This is a genomic window from Shewanella sp. 0m-6, from assembly GCF_052977325.1.
Genome location: NZ_JBRIMD010000003.1, coordinates 109061 through 128176, shown reverse-complemented (window position 1 = coordinate 128176; position 19116 = coordinate 109061). Strand labels below are relative to the sequence as shown.

At 43.7% G+C, this 19116-nt stretch carries 16 protein-coding genes; 5 read left to right on the top strand and 11 right to left on the bottom strand.

What is annotated here, in order from left to right; all coding sequences use genetic code 11:
* Positions 1-50 precede the first annotated feature (50 nt).
* The gene (locus tag ACVBJC_RS03360; RefSeq protein ID WP_447159465.1) at positions 51-1118 is read right to left on the bottom strand and encodes an HlyD family secretion protein; all 1068 of its coding nucleotides are present in this window, start codon (positions 1116-1118) and stop codon (positions 51-53) included.
* 100 nt (positions 1119-1218) lie between these two features.
* On the opposite strand from ACVBJC_RS03360, the gene ACVBJC_RS03355 reads away from it, so the two are divergent.
* Positions 1219-2085, top strand: a complete 867-nt coding sequence (locus tag ACVBJC_RS03355; protein ID WP_447159464.1) for a LysR family transcriptional regulator — start codon at positions 1219-1221, stop codon at positions 2083-2085.
* Between the two features lie 371 nt (positions 2086-2456).
* Here the strand turns inward: ACVBJC_RS03355 and ACVBJC_RS03350 are convergent, their stop codons facing one another.
* From ACVBJC_RS03350 to ACVBJC_RS03340, 3 genes are all read right to left on the bottom strand, one after another.
* Positions 2457-5303, bottom strand: coding sequence for a TonB-dependent receptor domain-containing protein (locus tag ACVBJC_RS03350; protein WP_447159463.1), 2847 nt, complete (start codon positions 5301-5303; stop codon positions 2457-2459).
* Positions 5304-5648: 345 nt separating this feature from the next.
* A complete protein-coding gene (locus ACVBJC_RS03345; protein ID WP_447159462.1) occupies positions 5649-7031 on the bottom strand; it encodes a Na+/H+ antiporter NhaC family protein in 1383 nt (460 codons plus the stop codon).
* Positions 7032-7394: 363 nt separating this feature from the next.
* Positions 7395-8354, bottom strand: a complete 960-nt coding sequence (locus ACVBJC_RS03340) for a hypothetical protein (RefSeq protein ID WP_447159461.1) — start codon at positions 8352-8354, stop codon at positions 7395-7397.
* A gap of 207 nt (positions 8355-8561) precedes the next feature.
* On the opposite strand from ACVBJC_RS03340, the gene ACVBJC_RS03335 reads away from it, so the two are divergent.
* Together ACVBJC_RS03335 and ACVBJC_RS03330 are read left to right on the top strand one after the other, a co-directional pair.
* Entirely contained in the window at positions 8562-9638 is a 1077-nt protein-coding gene (locus ACVBJC_RS03335; protein WP_447159460.1) for a permease, read from the top strand.
* A 192-nt stretch (positions 9639-9830) separates the two neighbouring features.
* On the top strand, positions 9831-10040 hold the full coding sequence (locus ACVBJC_RS03330; protein ID WP_447159459.1) for a ribosome alternative rescue factor ArfA: 210 nt from the start codon (positions 9831-9833) through the stop codon (positions 10038-10040).
* Between the two features lie 55 nt (positions 10041-10095).
* Here ACVBJC_RS03330 and ACVBJC_RS03325 read toward each other — a convergent pair whose 3' ends face one another.
* From ACVBJC_RS03325 to ACVBJC_RS03305, 5 genes are all read right to left on the bottom strand, one after another.
* On the bottom strand, positions 10096-10911 hold the full coding sequence (locus ACVBJC_RS03325) for a DUF3465 domain-containing protein (RefSeq protein WP_447159579.1): 816 nt from the start codon (positions 10909-10911) through the stop codon (positions 10096-10098).
* Between the two features lie 14 nt (positions 10912-10925).
* On the bottom strand, positions 10926-11807 hold the full coding sequence (locus tag ACVBJC_RS03320) for a 3'-5' exonuclease (protein WP_447159458.1): 882 nt from the start codon (positions 11805-11807) through the stop codon (positions 10926-10928).
* Between the two features lie 127 nt (positions 11808-11934).
* Positions 11935-12528: a hypothetical protein gene (locus tag ACVBJC_RS03315; protein WP_447159457.1), complete on the bottom strand. Its 594-nt coding sequence runs from the start codon at positions 12526-12528 to the stop codon at positions 11935-11937.
* Positions 12529-12750: 222 nt separating this feature from the next.
* Complete coding sequence (locus ACVBJC_RS03310) at positions 12751-13644, bottom strand: pirin family protein (RefSeq protein ID WP_447159578.1); 894 nt, start codon at positions 13642-13644, stop codon at positions 12751-12753.
* Between the two features lie 130 nt (positions 13645-13774).
* Positions 13775-15115: a BamA/TamA family outer membrane protein gene (locus tag ACVBJC_RS03305; protein WP_447159456.1), complete on the bottom strand. Its 1341-nt coding sequence runs from the start codon at positions 15113-15115 to the stop codon at positions 13775-13777.
* A gap of 304 nt (positions 15116-15419) precedes the next feature.
* On the opposite strand from ACVBJC_RS03305, the gene ACVBJC_RS03300 reads away from it, so the two are divergent.
* Complete coding sequence (locus ACVBJC_RS03300) at positions 15420-16115, top strand: 2OG-Fe(II) oxygenase (RefSeq protein WP_447159455.1); 696 nt, start codon at positions 15420-15422, stop codon at positions 16113-16115.
* Positions 16116-16290: 175 nt separating this feature from the next.
* Entirely contained in the window at positions 16291-17559 is a 1269-nt protein-coding gene (locus ACVBJC_RS03295; RefSeq protein WP_447159454.1) for a lipopolysaccharide biosynthesis protein, read from the top strand.
* A gap of 172 nt (positions 17560-17731) precedes the next feature.
* Here ACVBJC_RS03295 and ACVBJC_RS03290 read toward each other — a convergent pair whose 3' ends face one another.
* Positions 17732-18268: a hypothetical protein gene (locus tag ACVBJC_RS03290; protein WP_447159453.1), complete on the bottom strand. Its 537-nt coding sequence runs from the start codon at positions 18266-18268 to the stop codon at positions 17732-17734.
* Between the two features lie 10 nt (positions 18269-18278).
* Positions 18279-19100 (bottom strand): cytochrome C, encoded by an 822-nt coding sequence (locus ACVBJC_RS03285; protein ID WP_447159452.1) that lies wholly within the window; start codon positions 19098-19100, stop codon positions 18279-18281.
* Between the last annotated feature and the right edge of the window lie 16 nt (positions 19101-19116).

The window sequence follows — 19116 nt, the reverse complement described above, 5'->3', positions numbered from 1 at the left end:
GCTTAAAATCAGTAAACCTTGGCTTAAACTCAGTAAATGTTGACTTAAAATCAGTAGATATAATGAAGTAAGCTCACAATATGAATTTGAGCCTTAGCCAGAAATCCCCACACAATATTGTCTTCTGGATACAATACGACTGTAGCGCGAGAACCAACAAATAGCGGTTGTGGTAAAGGATTGTGGCTGGTTAAGTTAATTCTGACTCGCTGTGCATCACGTACCCAGCGGTTATTAACTTCCACATGAGTCAGCTGGCCGTTAGGGCTTTGCTGCGCGGCGGCGACACCAAAGTCACGGCTTTGCACATTGAAGCTAAAGACACGCCCCGGAAACGCGTCAAATGCCACCAGTGCGCTTGTTTTAGGGGTAATATTCGCAACCGCTTTTTCTCGATAATCCGCCGCAACCCAAAGCGAATCAGTGGGAATAAATGTCAGTAGCGGCATGTTCGCATTGGCGGTACTGCCCACTTTGAGCTGCAAGTTGGTCACCACACCATCGCTAGGGGCAAACACTTGGGTATGAGAAAGGTCTAATTGCGCCTGCTTTAATGTATTTTGTGCGGCGCGAACGCCACTACTTTGCCCTGGAAGTCCACCTAACTGCACTTTTAACACGAGCAACTCCTGCTTAGCAGCATGCAGATTCGATAGCGAGGCATTATTGTTAGCCAGCGAATTATCCAGCATCGACGCCGAAACTAACTTTTGCTTTGCCAATTTATTTATTCGGTTAAATTCGCTATTGGCATTTTTAAAAGCGGCCTGATTAGTCGCAACATTAGCTTCAGCCACTGCAACCTTGGCATACATAGCCTCTTCTTGTTCGCTCGCCTGCTCTAGCGCTAACTGCGCCTTTTCCACTGCCAATCGGTATTTACGGTCATCAATGCTAAAAAGCGGGTCACCTTTACGCATTTTTTGATTATTCTCAGCCTGAACGTCCACCACAGTACCTGTTACTTCTGCTGCGACTTGAACCACATAGCCTTGCACCCGGCTTTCAGTGGTGAGTGGAGCATAGCGATCAGCAATAACGATATAGCCAATAAAAATAATAAATAGAATAATGAGGCTTTGCATCCAACGACGAAAAGCATGTTCTGCGGTTTGCATGGATAAGTCCAAGGTCGATCTGAGGGGCAAGTATTATAGATATTGCTAATTAGATTAAATAGAATGACAAATAGCACATTTACAACCTATAGGTAGGACAATGAACATTAGCATGGATGATCTACACCTGTTTGTATTAACTGTTCAACATGGAGGGATCAGCGCTGCAGCAAAACAGCATTCGTTACAGCGTTCGAAAGTAAGCCGGCGCTTACAAGAACTGGAAAAGGCTTTGGGTTGCCAATTACTTATTCGCACCACACGCCAAATAGAGCTCACAGAAAATGGTCGCTTGTTGTACCAGCAAATTAATCAGCCATTAAGTGGCGTGGCGCATGCGGCAAAGTTACTCAGTAATCAGCAAAAGTCTTTGCAAGGGGTATTAAGAGTCGCCGTTCCCGCCGCGCTTATTACCTCTAATATGTTCAGCCTATTGATCGATAATTATCTTGAGCAGTTTCCAGATGTATTATTAGAAGTGTTGCATTGTCAGGAAAGTGTCGACCTTAAACGAGACAACGTCGATATCCAGATCTTACCCGATGGGGTTAAGGTGATAAATGAGGATTATGTACAGCAAACTCTATTGCGATTCCCGAGTAGCTTAGTCGCGTCTGCTGATTACTTGCAAAATCATGAGCCTATAGTCGATTTTGACGACTTGTTTAAGCACCCTATCATGGTGAGCCGTTATAATTTTGCATCACTCCCCGACAACCTCACTATTAGGCTGTGCTCTGACGATTTACGCTTAATTCAGCACATGGCAAGCAGTAACAAAGGCGTCGCCCTACTGCCAACCATCTTAGTCCAAGATGCGCTTAAATCAGGCGAGTTGTTCCCTGTGTTACCCAAAGAAAAGCTGCCAGAAATCAAACTCACCTTAATCTATGCTTCTAGGCAGTTTTTACCGGAGAAGAGCCGAGCCTTGATCGAGCTGCTTAGGGATACCTTTAAGTTCAATTAGCAGCCTAGCGTGAGTGCTAAAGATACCAATTCTAAATCTAATGGATTGCGCCAATGTGAAAGCTCGTACTAACTTAGATAAAAGGATTTACATTCAAAGAGAAAAATATTGCTAACTACACTGAAGCTATAGCCTGTCGCTCAATCTCTACAGCGAGTACTTTTCCTGCGACTTTCTTGCACTTTGTAAGAGAAACAAACATGACTCAGTAACGACCATATCTGCTGCATAGCAGCGGGAGAGCCCGCCGCATCATTGATGACAAATATCTTACTGATAGAAATGAAAAAGCCAGCAGCTAATCGCTACTGGCTTTTAATAATATCAATGCATTTTAGGGCACGATATGACTAACTAATTATTTAATAATATTAAAGCTTATAGTTTGCACCTAGGAAGAATGCACGACCTGTTGTGTCGTAATAACCTGCACCATCGTATACATATGGGTTACGTGGTGGTGCAAGATCAAAGGCATTCAATATACCGAAGCGTAAAGATAGAGCATCATTAAAGGCATATGAACCAGTGAAGTCCCAAATGGTACTAGATGGAATATCGTTATAGTTGTTGTTCTCAGGCTTCCAGTCATTACTTGCAACTGCAGAATGACGATAGTTAGAGCGTGCTTCTAGACTTAGTGCATCGTACTTCCAGCCTAAGCTAAACATCGCTTTCCAACGTGGATCTGTGTATTCACCAACATCAACCTGTAGATCATCAGCAAAACCTGTCGGGTTTGTTTGCCACTGCTCTAGGTAAGTCGCAATAACATGAACTTTAAAGTCACCAAAGCTATCAGTTGGAATGTCATATTGGCTTTCAATATCGACACCTTTAACATCAAATGACGCAGAGTTAACAGGGCTCTGAACGAAATCGACAATATCACCAGTCGCGGCATCACGAGTAAATCGGCTGCAATAAACGTTATCTAGTGACTCAGAGTCGTAACAATAACGAACAGCAGTACTAACATCTATGTATTCAATTGCATCTGAGATCTCAAATGCCCAGTAATCTACTGTGATAGAGAAACCTTCAAGATAATTAGGCGTATAAACCGCACCAATTGTGTAATCGTGTGACGTTTCAGCCTTAAGATCTGGATTACCAGCGTTGCTTCCTGGGTGATTACTCTGGTACCAAGAATCAGACGGATTCCACCCATCTTGCAAACCAGCAGCCTGACAGTTTGCCTTACGGTTATCATTTGGACCTAGCTCAACGTTAATCTTGTCACAAACATCTGTAAAGTTTTCAAATGTTTGCCCTGCAGGGCTAAATAGCTCACCAATATTTGGTGCTCGAACTGATTTAGAACGTGTCGCTCGTAGACGCAGATCTTCAATTGGAGCCCAGTTTAAACCCACTTTCCATGCATCATCTTGACCTGCAGTGCTGTAATCCATCCAACGATAAGCTAAATCAAGCGCTAAGTCATGTGCGAGGAACATATCAGATAATAATGGAATATTAAATTCAGCTGCAAATTCAGTAACATCATACTCACCACGCATTGGGTTGGCACTATTACCAAAAATTGTACCGTCAACTAACGCTTGATCTGGATTAGTTTCAGACTCTTCTTTACGGTAATCAGCACTGAATGCTGCACTGACATAACCTGCAGGCAGCTCAAATAGCGCACCACTAACAACGAGACCAGCACTAGTCTGTGTTGTCTTGGCAGTCTGGCCAGCACTTGTGCCAACCCAATCTATAGACTCTTGACTTGCTTGGTTTTCACCAAGTAAGTTCATAGGTACACAACCCGCTGCACGTGCATCTGCATCACGACAAACTATTTCACCATCGACTAAGATAGCATCTTTAGCCTGCTCATAACGCTCATCCCATATCTGACCTTTCCATAGCGTGGTTTCCTTTAACTGACCACGTTGAGCGTGAATAGAGTAATCCCAATCATCACTGATCACACCTTCTACACCGACGAGGAAGCGCGTTGTTTCACGGTCTTGATTATAAGTACGGTTACCAAACTCACCATCGATACGGGAAAGGTTTAGGTATTCCATACCTGTATCGGCCATCAGATCCTGGGTTGCTTGTGGTAAAAAAGCGTTATCAGCCATGACGGGGTTCCACGTATGGAATACCGGGGTGCTTTCACCGTTAGAGGTATAATCAACATAAGTGATTTCAGTGAAGATCTTATGCTCATCATTAATTTCATAGTCAGTATTTAGTGTAAATACCTTACGGTCTAACGGTGTACGCACTAGACCGTAATCAACAGGATCATAGCCCTCACAGCTTGGTCCACAATAGCTATCATTATTACCAGGACCTGGGATTAAGCCTTCACCATAATCAAATACTTTCATCGAACCATCTGGGCCGAAAGTATATTGACCGCCATCACCACCATAGAAAGTACCCGCCTCATTAATCCAAGACAGTGGCTTACGACCAATGTACTCAATACGTGCAGGAGTTCCATCATCTAAATCTGGATTCCAATCAGGGTTATAAATACTGTTTACTGGATTATCTAAAAAGTCTCTGTCAGTTGAGCGTAACTCTTTTTGCTCAGCATAAGTAAAGTTAAATACTGTCGACAGTTTATCGTCTAAATAGGTTCCACCTGCAGTTAACGAGAACTGCCCCTCTTCACCGCCACTTTGTTCTGGTTGCGTATAAGAGACATCAAGCTCAACACCTTGAATATCTGTTCGAGTAATAATGTTAATTACACCAGCAATCGCATCTGAACCATATACCGCAGATGCGCCACCAGTAATCACCTCAATGCGAGAAACCATTGCTGTGGGAATGGTGTTCAAATCGACTGCAGAGTCACCATTTGAACCAGCAACAAAACGACGACCGTTAACCAATACAAGTGTACGATCTGTCCCTAGGCCACGTAGATTGGTTTGGTTTAGACCATTGGCAAAAATAGTGTTGTTAGAAGTCTCTGGAGAGATACCAACAGTTGATGATGGAAGTTTATTCAAGATATCAGCAACGTTTGTGATACCCATATCCATCATATCTGCACCTGTAATCACAGTTACAGGAGTTGGAGACAGTTGACCAATTCGCTTGATTTTTGATCCTGTCACCTCGATTCTTTCAATACTATCGCCTTCTTGCTCTTCAGCATAAGCTCCAGCACTTGTCATTAACGCTGCACTTGTCGTTGCGAGTAATGCAACTTTGACAGCTTTAGATAAACTGCTTATTGACGTCATATTCAACATTCCCTTTGTTAATTGCGAACTCAATTCATTCAATTTTGTTGAGTCTTCTAATTTTTAAGCCAAGGTAGCTACCCTTAACTAAGCAACAAATCTACAGCATTGTTAAATAACGTCAACACTTTGCCTTATTTTTGTTAACCTTACGTGTGTAAAGTTAAATTTGCCAACAAATGTACCAGCAGTATTGCTGAGCCAAACTCCGATACGTGAAATTAATTAATAGTTATCGAGGTGGTTAAAACTCAAGCTGCATAGTCTAATAGACAACAAAAAGGGCTGCACCTAAGTGCAGCCCTTTAAAATAATAACCAAATGACGTATTACGCGATTAAAGGCTTATGCCAGCAATAAGAAGCCAACAAAAGTCATGCCTGCGGCGAGTAATGCGTAAGGCAACTGAGTCACCGCATGACTCACTAAGTTACAACCTGAGCCTTGCGCCGCGAGCACCGTGGAGTCAGAGTAGAAACACGCCTGACTACCAAATGATGATGCCGATAAAAGTGCACCAATCACCAATGGAATATTGGCGTCGACTGACTGAGCCAGTGGCATCACAATCGGAATTGATACCGCAAAAATACCCCAGCTAGAACCTGTCGCAAAGGCCAAAACCGACATGGTTAAAAACACCACGGCTGGCAATAGTTGCGGCGTCATAAACGGGCTTAAGCTCTCAATGACATATTGTGGCAGCATCAATTTATCGCATACATCTTTAAAGATGAATGCGGCAATTACGGTACCAATTGCTGGTAGCATATTTTTAAAGCCATCAATCATCTGCTCCATCATCTCTGACAGTGGCATCAGCTTTTGTAGACCATAATACGGCAAGGTAACTGCAAGTGTAGCAATCAGACCTTTAAGCACATCGATGTCAAAATAGACGGTAAAGCCGACCAACAAGATGATTGGTACAAAGAAGTTATGTAGCTTGCCGCCATCGTCGGCATGCTTAAATTCATCTTCAATCGCTTTTAATGCGTACTCGTCAGAAGTTTGCACTTCATCTAAGTCCATCTGCTTAATCGCTGGCTCACCTTTAGCCGCTGCAATTTGCGCCTTTTTCATTGGGCCAAATGCAGGCACGATCCCTAAGATCACCAATAGCACCATAGCCACAGCCAACCATGCATACAGCATATAAGGAATGGCCTGCATATAAACAGCAATGCCCTGGCCTTCAGCCGCTATGCCGTTATCGACAAGCAAACCACCAAAAAATACTGCCCAGGTAGATAGCGGTACCAATACGCAAACCGGTGCTGCGGTTGAGTCCACAACATAAGCCAGCATCTCACGAGACACTTTAAACTTATCGGTGACCCGCTTCATGGTTGAGCCAACCGTTAGTGCATTGAGGTAGTCATCGATAAAGATAACCGCCCCAAGAATAAAGGTCATAAACAGTGATGACTTTTGCCCTTTGGCAAACTTCAATGCATGACGACCAAACGCCATCGAGCCACCGGTACGCACTAGCAGAGCAATCAGAGCACCAAAGCCACCACACACAAGGATCAGCCAGCCGATGGTTTCATCGGTCATAACAGACAAAGAGGTATCAGCAAAATTAGTCAGTAAATTCTGCGGCTCATACATAGCCAAGCCAACTAATGCACCGATAATCAAAGAAAGAATTGGGCGGCGTAGCACAATCGCTAACACCAATACCACCACAGGTGGGATAAGACTTAAGGCTGTCGGTTCAGACATGCGCTAACGTCCTTATAATAAAGTGCCAAAATGGCAATTAATCACCAAACTCACGCAATTATTTGCGAAGTTTAATTGCTGCTTTACCGTTGAGATACCTGCCGATACCTTGAATTTTACGGGCTATTTTGGGGCCCCTAGTAAAAACATCGCGCAGAAAATAATCCCCATTGGCCTTTGAGTCAATAATAAATATCCCCATTGAGTGAATTTTTATAAGCACCACTGACGTAAAAAACGCAAGCCATTGAATATATTAACTTTAACAATATTGACGCCAATGACAAATTACAGCCAATTTTGACTTAAAAATACCGAAATCTTTGCCTAATCCCAGCGGGTTTTACATTTCATCAATTTGGACTATTCGCCCTCTTCCGATTTAGAAATAAAAATACGATTTAAGTCCTTACCCCACAATTGAATAATTTTTCGGTTTTTAGCTTTATTCCAAAAACATTTACCGAATAAGATAATGCCTGCGCCCTCGAAATCTCGCCTTTCAGTTAACCCAAAGCGCTGCTGTAATGCTTTAGCGATATTATCAATTGGGATCCCAACGTCTTTGCTATCAGCAGGGTTAAGCCAAAGCCCCTCTTTATCCATATGGGAAATAGTGCCCCAGTACATTCTAGGAGAGCCATTTTCTGTTGGCTCGGCATCGGCAAAATTGACGAATAGGTTCTTGGCGCGCCAGCGGTATTTCTGATCGGTATAAACCCACAGTTCTGAACTGGCCAGCTCACTGCCACGCATTAAGCTGTGCAATATCTTCTCTAGGCCTTCACTGGCAATACGCTTTTCAACAGTGGAAGAATGAGCAGCGACGTCACTGGGTGACGGACTCACAGCCTGCTGCTGTGGGCTTGCTTGCGTCTGTGTTTGCAGCTCAGATCCCACGCTGGGCTGAAAATCCGCTTCATCAAGCGGTTTCTTCCCCGTAGGTAAGGCAACATCTGCCTTGGTGTTTAACGATGCTCGCTCATCTGTCATAGACTTAAATGATCGCGGATGGCGACTAAAATCAATCATCATCGCATCGCTATCAGCTAATATCTGATTCACCTCAACGGCATGCTGCTCTTCGCGCTCTTTAGCCGCAGAAGGTTTGAATTCGCGGCAACCAGTCTGGTGATAGCGCGAACCAAAGCAGGCGGCCTTACCATCTTTAGATGCTTTACGGTAATAGGCTTTACCTGCGCAAGCAGGACATATCAATGCCTGGCGATATTGCTCGATATCTAACTCACTGAGCTTTTGAAACTTAAATATAGAGTAAGTGATAGGATTCGACTCATCGAATAAACATATCGCGTCAAGCATGCTAACGTCCTAAATTGCATTATTTTTTAATCATAGAGAATAACGACTACCGCGACAAGCACGTCACTGACGACTAGACTGCCATAAAATCATTTCCACATTTACCGAAATAATGATTGACACTTTTGCAAATCGGATTATTATTTGCCCAACTTGTTATTTCGACTTTTCCGGAAATAATAAACAAAGAATCTAGAGGTAAACACCATGAGCCCTGAAATCATTGCAATGGCAAAAGAGTCAGCCGGAATGTTTCTATTCCTTGCAGCTGAGTTAACCGTACTATTTATCGCGATTAGCTATATCGTCGGATTACTACAGGAGTATATTCCTCCAGAAAAGATCCAGTCGATTTTGAGTTCAAAGAAAGGCAAAGGCTATGTTATTGCAGCGCTACTCGGTGCGATAACGCCATTTTGCTCCTGCTCGACGATCCCTTTCTTAAAGGGTCTATTAAGAGCAAAAGCGGGCTTTGGTCCTATGATGGTTTTCTTGTTCTCAAGCCCATTATTGAACCCCATTATTATTGGCCTATTTATCGTGACCTTTGGCTTTAAAGTGGCGTTATTTTATTTCGTCGTTGCCATGGTGGTTTCAGTAACAGCGGGTTATGTGCTTGAGAAACTTGGCTTTGAGCGTTACGTAAAGCCTGAAGCATATGAAGCTGCGGGGGTTTCAAGCTGTGGTATAAGTTGTGACGATACAGCAAAGCAAAAAGCTAACACTGAAGCCGCTTGCTGCTCAGCACCTGAAAAAGTGGAGCCAGTTGCCCAAGCAAGTTGCTGTTCAGAGCCCGCTCTCGCAACGGTCAGCAGTGGTTGCTCTACTCAGGTAGAAGCAAGTAGCTGCTGCGAAGCTCCAGCGGTAAAAGAAGATAGTCGTTGGATGCGCGTATGGCGTTCAACTTGGAAAGACTTTAAGCAAGTACTGCCTTACTTAATGATTGGTATTTTAGTTGGTTCGCTTATCTATGGCTTTATTCCTACAGAGCTAATCGCAAAATACGCCGGAGAAGGTACTTGGTATGCTATTCCAATCGCAGCTGTAATTGGTATCCCACTCTACATTCGTGCAGAAGCGGTGATCCCACTAAGCTCAGCCTTAGTCGCGAAAGGAATGGCATTAGGTTCAGTGATGGCATTGATTATTGGCAGTGCAGGCGCAAGCTTAACCGAGGTGATCTTGCTTAAATCTATCTTCAAGAACCAAATGATTGCAGCATTTTTAGCGGTTATCTTGGGTATGGCGATAGCGGCAGGTTACCTATACACGCTGATCTTTTAATGCTTAATGCTTAATGCTTAATGCTCATTAGCTCAGAGCCATAGTGACTGTGCGGTTTAAAAAGTGAACAATAAATGTTCGCCGTCATTAAAAAACAGCGTATAATCGCACCGTAACGACAAGTTTAGCAATAGCTTAAATTTGTCCGCACGGTGCTTTTTTATCGATTCAATTAACCCATTGGAGAATATGATGGCAAAACATCACCAGCAAACGCATACCGAACACGAAAGTGGTCGCGGCGTAATAAAAGATAACGCTTTAAAGGCAATCGTTACTAGCTCGCTATTTAGAACGCGCACTGAAAAACCAAAGAAAGGTAAAGGGTCTTACAACCGCAAACAACAAAAGGGGCAAAAGCTGAAGGGCTTTGCCCCTTTTGACTATCTGGCACTACATTAACGGCAAGCTCCAGTGTTTCCCATACCGCTATGACACTGAGCGTATAGATAATAAACTATTGATAAGTTTGGCCATTATGCTTAAGCCAACCACCAATATGGCGCCCCCTAGGATCATGATGAGTCCAATGCACTACCCCACCGCGATCATTCCACTCATATTCACCGTAAAACTCAACTGAATCACCAACATTTAAATCCGCTATTCGCGGCGCTAAATCAATATTGTGAGCGACTAAAACCGTTTGCCCGTGTGGCAATGTCACAATAAATCGTTGATGACGACTACCTTTATCATCATCTGCTAGAACCTTACTGACCACGCCAGAGCTTTGCACTTGAAGGTTACTCAGCCCCTGCTCAAAAGCGCGCTGCAATTCTCCTGCGCTACTCTGTTGCTCACCAGAAAATGGTGCTGCTAAGCCTGATGTTGTCGCACCATGTAAATTCCCAGTGCTTGTAAATACGCGATTATAGGCAAAGCTCGCAATAGCCAGTACCACCAGCATAATGCCAATACGGTATAAAACGCCGTTAATCGACTTTCGGTGCTGCGATTGCGAAGTCCCCTTTTGCAGATGAAGCTTCTGCAGATTTAGATGCTCCAGATTAAGCTTCTGCCGTTCTCTAGTCGGTGCTAGAGTCAGCCCTTCGATCTGCGCTTCTACCGCCCTGCGCTTACCATCTTTTTGCGTCAGTATTTGAAAAGAGATGCTATCTCCCACCAAGGGTCTACGTGGTATCAAGCCTAACGCAGACACATGAATAAACACTTCATTATTGGAGTCATTAACGTCATCAGCCTGCTCAATACGAATAAAACCAAATCCTTTCGTATCATTCCATCGTACCAATTGACCTTTATATATCATCAAGTCTCTCTCTTTTAAGATCCTGTTAAGTCGGCTAAACGTTGTATCAGCGATTTAGGCCATAGTGTTTGATAAGGGGCAATTTGCACTGTTATTGAATGTAAAATGTCCAATGCCACAAAAGTATCTGCCGCCGCATATTGCAGTTGTAGCTCACTCAGCGGCTCGGCAAGTGGCTTGCCCCAATTTGATAATGTCACCTTTTTGCTTTTAGGCAGCTTTAGTGCCAAAACCGTTGCGGCTGCTTGCTGTGTGCCTAACTGTTTAGGTGCACCAAGTTGATTCATCAGCCAATTTAGATCCAGTATCGCGGTGATACTAATATCAAAATCTCGCTTCATTGCATTGATATCATGTCTCAAGCCGATACCAATTTTAAGCAGATGCTCATTGCTTAATACCGGTGCCAGTGCCGCCTTAAAGGGCTCTACATTCTCAGACTGCATGCGAAACAGATAGCAATGAGTGGCAGTTGCGATTTGAATCAATGAGATAGGATTAGTATTACGTCGCCCCTTTTCAAAGGTGGCCGCCGTTTCGGTATCAAAACCTAGCCAAGATTGCGCTTCAATATCGGCTATCGCCGCTTGCAGCGACTCAAGCGTAACCACACAGACCTGTCGTGATTGGCCATCTTGCTCTGCAGACACATTCTGAATAAGTTCGACATTGAATTCAGTTAGTCTAGATAAGTCACTGTCATCAATTCGAGTAATTAAACGAGTACGCAGCTGCAACCAATCAAGCTTTAATCTGTTCTCTTTTGTGGTTATCTCGCGAAAAAATGACGCTTCAGCGGCCTGCATGACGTTAAAATAAGCCGCTGCATCTTTACCTAGCTCTCGGCGAATTGTCGCGGATTTATCTGCCGCTAAACCAAACTTAAATAGACTCATTAGATTACTCTACATTGTAAAATTACGGCTCGTAACCATATCGAGCCTTACAGCGTGCATAAGCAAATAGTTGGCACCATGCAAAGCTGTCAATATCGTTAAACTCGCAACGGTTCCCAATCAAGTATTACTGAGTCACCCACATTAAGCCAAAGTCCTGCGTATTAGCCTCAGTCACCTTGCGTCTAAAGCGCTCCATCCCCTGAGTCATCTCTTGATACTCAGGCTCCTGCACAATGTAATCGGGATTATGTATCGCAAGCCAAGCATCGAATCGGTCTCTAACCCTGCACTCATCAAGTACTGATAGCAGTGACACCAAGGCGGGTATGCGATGGCTTTCAAATGCAAATGATTCATTATCAGCATCCATCTTTATCGCATCGTGGTGCGTTATATCCAGCCAGGTTTGAAACAAACTGCCCGCGCCTTTTACTCGCTCTTCAGTATTATTGAGAATGTAATGATAAAGGTCCACATTACGATGATTTGCATCAGGCCCTATCATCATCGCCTCGTGTTCAGGCCAATCATTAGGCAAAGACTGCGCACCAGAGCCTGCCATCAACTTGGCGATTTTGCTCAGCAAAGAGCCGCGATCCTGAAACACATCAGCCTGAGGCTTTTGCCCCTGTAAATAAGCGTCCAACGTTTGCGGGTGAGCCTTCAAAAATCGAATATGCTCATTCGGTAATGAAAATATATTTAAACATAGCGCCATTTACTCTCCCTAAAGCCATATCAAACGACTTGCATACTACTTGTCTCATAATTAAATCGTCTCATAATTAAGCCGCGTCATGAGTAAGTCGTGTCATAGTTAAATTAGCTGTAAAAAACTCGCTAAGTTTTGCAATTTTTATCAAGCGGATAGTAAGGCTTAGACAATAAAAATGCGAGCTTACTCGCTCGCATTTTTATTTCGATTAACGTTCGTCTAGCACTATTCTATATGGCCAAAACGTCCCATTTGGTAATCCTCAACCGCTTGGCGGATCTCTGCTTGAGTGTTCATCACAAACGGGCCCATGTGAACAATGGTCTCATTTATCGGCTGGCCTATCAGTAATAGGATCCCAGCGCCATCATCACCAGCTTGTAACTGCGTTATAGTGTGGCTGTCTAATACCAACATGTGTCCCGCCTGGTATGCCTGCTTTGGCTGTTCAGTAATAGCGTCCCCGTTTACAGGTAAACCTTGTTGTAGCGACCCCGCATAGATATAAATCCCCACAAATCGATTTTCATTTAACTCAAGTACACTAAAATCAAGCTCGGTGTTTGCCTCAGGTGCAAATATAAGATCCGCTATCTGAGCACTGCCAGCAAGCCCCTGTAAAGGCGAACTTAACCTATGCTCGCCAACATGCCAACGGCCAGCCAATGCTTTAAAAGACACTCCCTCTATAGTCGCTTGAGGTAAATCAATATCGGCCGTATCTTGATAGCGTGCCGGGCGCATTTTGTCCTTTGCAGGCATATTCAACCAGATCTGAAAACCATGCAGCCCATCATTAGCATCCTTTAATGGCATCTCTGAATGGATCACGCCACTGCCTGTGCTCATCCACTGTACATCACCGCTACGGATAGCTTTAACGTTACCTAATTGGTCCTTGTGCTCAAAACCACCTTTTAAAATATAGGTGAAGGTTTCAATACCGCGGTGCGGATGCGCGGGGAATCCACCGATAAAATCATTTTTATCATCAGATTTTATTTCATCTATCATCAAAAAAGGATCGAAACCTAACTGATTAAAATCAGCGACTCGGCGGATATTAACCCCATCACCATCCATTGCTTTATGCGCTTGATATTGTGCTAGCAGCTTCATCATTCTTGCCTCATTAATCTCTAATGACTGTAGCATAACAAGCACAAACCAGAATAAATAACGCTAAAAGGTACACCAAACGTTCGAAAAAACAGAAGGTAACTTACAGCCTTCTAGTGGTTTTCATTGGTTAAAAGGGATGATCAACCATCACCCAAGCATTTGTCGCTTCATCGGAGTGTGCAATATCAAACCGAATAACGATCCCAGCAGTTAAGGCTCGCAGCGACACGCCATAATCAAACTTTACATCAGACAACAATTCGCTGGCACTATACTGTGGCGCGACTCGACCCGCTTCAGCAAAACCCACCAGCTGAAACCAATCTAAGCGTAAGAACCTTAACCAATTCACATCTTCTATTGGATTAGCCCTCAAGGTGTACCGGTATTCAGCACTGGTATAAATGGCAGCTTTGTCATGAAATCGATTTTGCTCGAAACCCCGCATACGATAAAAGCCACCTAAGGTAGCCCCTTCATTATAAGGCGCAGCATTGGTTATTCTACGGCCACCTTGCTCGTCATATTCAAGCTCCCAAGACGGGGAGTAGCCGCTCCAAAAGTTTAACGCTAATATTCGTTGGCTTGCCCAATCAGACTCACCAAAAGAGAAATATTTACTCATATCGAGATTAATGAAGGTCCACTCACTATCAGAATCTAGCCAAGAGACATCTCGTGATATAGAAAGGTACTGACTACTGCCATAACTTGGATTGACCGAGAAATCGGTGTTGTCATATAAGATCCCAAGCTCAACAGCATGAATACTGCCGTCAAGCGGTTCATCTTCAAACTCAAAACTTTGATAACGATTGAACTGGCGCAGCACTATTACCGTCGCACCACTTTCAAGAGGGTTCCACTCTTTACCACCACTAGGCTCTGAAATGAGTAAACCGTTTTCTAACTTATATTCAACTCGCCCCTTATCTTTGGTCGCCCCTATAGGTAGAGCATATTCAAGCTTAATGTCGAACCAATTAGAGGAGCCATCAGCCTCTAAAAACTGCTGATTACTGGAACCATTGCTTCCAGGCAGTGGCGTACCCGACGGGATGAACTCGCGCGATCCTCCCGTATAGGCTCTTTGATCTGGGTAATAGCCCAAAAAACCATAGGCGCTTAAAAAGAAGCGCTCGGTTTTAGGCAGTTTTACATTCCATACTCCAAGTCCAGCGCCTTGACTCACATCGCCGCCAAACACGGTGCCACCGACAGTCATTTGATCTTGAAAGTAACCACTAAGCATTCCACCCACACCGATGTTCAACCCCATAGAGTCGGTGCTAAATAGGTAGGGTAGAATCAACTTTTCTTTGACATTGTCAGGGGTTTCCACCCTATCGATCGTTGTTTTTACATTGGCAGCAGGGGCCGAATAGCTAAGCTGAGGCAGCAACAAATAGACCCAAGCTAACGCGTAACTCACCCGCTTAAGCCTCAGCTCCACATTCTGTTTAAGCATAATCACTCCTTTGCAAAACCCGCTTAACTCTTACCGCCATAAAGAACCCTGTCGCTATCTGAAAAGATAACATCTATGACTTGTCCCTGAGTCATAAAGCCACTGAAAACCAATATCTTTGCCTAGGTCCACAAAATAAAAATCATAACAAAAACAGTCGAACAATGTCGAAACAATACCAAGACAACATAGAAGCAAAAGCATAACATCTGATATATTCTGAGAATTGTTTCTGTAGCTCGAATCTGCAGATATGTTTAATCTAGCAGAACCTGTAAATGATGTTTAAACGTCGGAGGCTTTTTTGAGTAAATCATTCTCTCCAGATCTCAATTGGGATCTGATTAAAAACGAATATTCCAAAGATAATCGAATAAAAATAAACAACATATGGCTTACTGAAGATGCGCAAGATATTAGGCAATGTTTAGCGAATGACACGGAGTTTTCTCATGCTTATACTCAAGCTGGCAAAGCAATAGAATCGAGCAATAGTGCATTAAGAGCTATGCCTAGCAATAGTCAAAAGACACTCTTCCACAATCTATACCAAGATGCCGCTCAAGGTGTGGGATTTTGGTATGGTCGCCATATGATATCCCCATCTAGTCCGACTACTTTAAATGCCGTTAAACGCTATTTAAATTCCGAGGAGCTGCTTGAAAAGATCAGGTTCATATCTGGTAGAGCTGATATCAAGCTCGCAAGTGCTCAAGGAACACAATATACCCCGGGCAACTTTTTAACTCGCCATAGAGATGTGGTTGAACATGAGGGTCGAATACTCGCCTTTGTATTAAGTTTTAGTCCAGAGTGGCACCCTGACTGGGGAGGTTTACTGCAATTTTATCAAGATGATGGCACCCCGAGAGATGCTTGGGCACCACAATTTAACTCCATGACTTTATTTGATGTTAAACATGTCCATGCAGTCACCTATTTGGCTCCTTTTTGCCCATCGAAGCGCTTATCTATAACGGGCTGGTTCCGTTCTCAATAATATAATATTGATTGGTATTGGTGCGGATGAGTCCGCACTTTTCTTTTGCACTACCGTTGGCTAGCATCATTTACAATCGCCACTTCACAGCTTTTAGCAACAGTCCTAGCACATCAAGTGTTAATGGTTAATATTTGACACCCGTTAACAAGCATCCACTGAGTAACACAACAGCATGACAGAGTCTTCATTCGTTCGAGTTAAGCAAGTCTTCATTAGCGCTATCTGGGCGACACTTGCCAGTATGTCGCTCGGCTTAGCATTTAAGATTTGGTTAGCTCAATGGGTCGAGAAGGATGACTTGGCTCTGTATCACACGGTCGTTGATATCATCTCTATGTCACTTATCTTATTGAGTGGCTTTCGTACCTCTATGGTGGTGAGTTTCTCTCAAACCAAGAACGATAGAGATATCACTAATATTTTCCGTTATTCACTTATTTTTATGGTGCTATTTACCTGGGGGCTAGTGCTGCCTTACATCAAGCATCAACTGAATATCGATGTTGAATACATCCAATTGGTGGGGATTATTCTGGGTATGGGGTTTAAGGTGTATTTTACCAATCAAATCGGCATGTACCGCCTCTATGACATTGCTAATAAGACTATCTGGATAGAGCCGCTGGTGCAGATATTGCTGTTTTTAGTTTGCTATTATCTATTGGCCTTATCTCCTGTGTCCTCGCTATTTTTCAGCTTAATGCTATCTAACTTAGCCGTTGCGGCCTATATGTTTATTCAGCGTAGAAAGCAGATTGCCACTACGCCACTAGCCCCTGTGCAACTCGATTCAGAGATGCGTAATTTCGTCAAAAAAAGCATGATGTCTTCACTTGAAGTTGGCGCCAGTATCTTGATGGTGTACATCACGGTATTGCTAACCATTGGCTACTTTACTATTGACGAACTCGGTGATTTCCAGGTCGTTGTCCGCCCTCTGATTGCTTATTTAACTATGCTGTTTGTTTTCCCTGTTTATCGCTATATTTTGCCTGAACTAGCCCAATGTCTTCGCAGTGGACAGCATCAACAGATCCAACAAATACGCCGCTGGTTCTTTAAACTTAGCCTAACAATTAGCGTCGGTTTATTAATTGTATTATTGATGTTTAGCGATGAAATCGTCGGCTTTGTCTTCCCCGACACTTACGCTAACGCCGCACCTATCTTGCTGCATTTTGCGCTGTTTTTTGGTTTTATGATGCTCAACGCTTTTCAGGTCGCCTATATCAAAGCACATGGCTTGTTTTTACAGAGCTTAATGATCCGTCTGTTAGGTGTTGCAACGCTACTCATCATGTTCTATCTACTTAGGCTGTTTACCGACAACGTTGTCGCGGTAATTTTAGCCCTAGGTTGTGGCTATTTAACCATGTTTACCGCCTCAAGCATTATCGAACGCAAGCTGCTTAAACAGCACGCGCTCAATGAGCCAGAATGAACGCATTAGCGAATAGTAAAAAGAAAAAGAGCCGCAATATAATCATTGCGGCTTTGAAGGCTTAACTCAATCTAGGGGAGGACTCCCCCTCTGCATAGATTGAAATTAGGCAGGGTGCTCGTACTAATCTAAGTCAGTACCTGAAATTAAAAGAGTGCTTTACTGAACTCTATTATTCTTCAGCAGCAATCAGCTCGATCTCATTGCTTGCCTGTGCGCCATGGATCTGAATCGCGACCTTATAAAGTTCAACCGCCCCAGCTGCAGCTTTAGAATCTAAATCTAAGTCAGTGGCATCAAAGGTGTATTGCCCCTTGGTCGCCGTTTCAGTCAAAACTCCGCCACATTCGTCATTGGTGCTAGTGTCACACTTATAGCCTTGAGTCACATGCCAGCGTTTCCAAGCCTTTGGCTTAGTCGATGGTGACGCAGGATCTGGGTAACCAAAATAATAAATGTCGTAATTTGTGGCCTGAGTAATGGCTTTATTATCTCCATCATTCAAGCTAAACGTGATTGCGCCAGTTGCCCCATCAAAGCTCTTAAGACTCATCTCGATACTCGTGGCTTCACTAATATCAATAACATCTGCAACAGGCGGTGGCACAACCACTGGTGGCTCGGTAACATCATTATTGTCATCATCGCTGCCACACCCCATAAGGAGCACAGAGCTTGCCAATAAGGCGCTCAATAATTTGACCTTCATAATTGACTCCTTAATTAAAATGACCCGTATGACAAGTCGTGCATTCCATATCTGTCTTCACGCTGGCAGCTGAGCCCATCGTCTCTGTTACGCCATGGCATGACTGACAAGCTTGCGCCTCCGCTGAAGGTTTCGCCTCAGGCAGCAACGAGATATCTTCACCACCATGAGCACGGTTAAGTAGCTCTACAATGTGATAAGCCATACTGGCTGAAAGGCGCTTACAACGCTCTCCTTTCTCTTTAAACACCTTGCCTGAAGCCGCTGACCAATTACTGATTGAAGAGTGGCAAAGTGGGCTATTAGCAATAGATGTTTTCCCCACCTCTAGACTCTTTTCTGCTGTAGAGCCAATACCAGTAATAAATGCATCAGATGAAAGAGGTAAATCTTCAGTTTCGTAATAGCGGAATGATGCGCCGATAATCGCGCTATTTTGACCGTTAATGTCATCTAGAATATTGATTAACATACCCGCCGCGTTTAAGTTACCGCAGATGGTGCCTTGACCCACAATCCCTGCCCAGCCGTAGCCCGCAAGCGCGGTTGGGATCGAGGCAAACTTATCAGCATCAACACTAGTTGATTGCGCCAACATGGTAATAATCGAGTGGAATACTTGGTGCATACAGCCGCCACCTGTTTCATAGGCTAGCTTTGCCGTCGCCATTGCATCTAGCGGCACATACTTAAGCTGTTCACCGATCTCTAATCGATAGTTACCGTCTGCATCAGTGGCGGCAAAAGCTGAAGTCCCCACTAATGCTGCACCAGCAGCGGCAGTGCTTAATCCGATAATTTTGGTTAACGCCTGACGTCTATCAATACTCATAATAATCACCCTATAT